We start from the raw sequence: 658 nt of genomic DNA, 5'->3' as shown, positions 1-658 counted from the left end.
GTAACCATTCTGATTATCAGGGGCGTTATGCGTTCGAGCAGCAACCGCGAATTGCCCTGTGGAATCTTTCTGCTTTGGCACATGCCTTATCACCGCTCGTCGAACGAGAAGATTTAGAACAGGCACTGAGCCAATTTGAAGGGCGTTTAAGCCAGCAGTTTAGCTGCTTGATGCGCAGTAAGCTGGGTTTGAAAACAAAAATTGCAGAAGACGGACGTTTGTTTGAGTCGATGTTTGAACTGCTTAATCAGAATCATACCGACTACACGCGATTCTTTAGAGCGTTGTCCAACCTCGATAAACAGCCAGCGCAAGAGGTCATCGATTTGTTTATTGACCGGGAAGCCGCCCAAGCGTGGCTTGATTTGTATTTGTCTCGATGTGAGCTGGAGGTAGATCAAATTGGTGAGCCGATTTCAGCCGAGCAGCGTTGTGAACAGATGCGCCAAGCCAACCCGAAATACATTCTTCGCAACTACCTTGCGCAATTGGCTATCGATAAAGCTGAGGAAGGTGATTTCAGCGAAGTTCACCGTCTTGCTGAGATACTTCGCCACCCATACGATTCGCAACCAGAGTTTGAAGCGTATGCCAAACTGCCGCCAGAGTGGGGGAAAAAGATGGAGATCAGCTGCTCCTCATAAATGGGTCATTTCCC

The 658-nt window shown here is 48.3% G+C and carries 1 protein-coding gene; it reads left to right on the top strand.

The window, feature by feature from the left end; all coding sequences use genetic code 11:
* A partial coding sequence (locus R7R24_RS27555; protein ID WP_318120247.1) for a protein adenylyltransferase SelO family protein occupies positions 1-644 on the top strand: 644 nt, incomplete at its 5' end.
* Positions 645-658: the final 14 nt, after the last annotated feature.

The sequence above is a fragment of the Vibrio sp. 704 genome, assembly GCF_033339295.1.
Note: the sequence above shows the minus strand (reverse complement) of the source record. Positions and strands in the feature narration are given on the sequence as shown.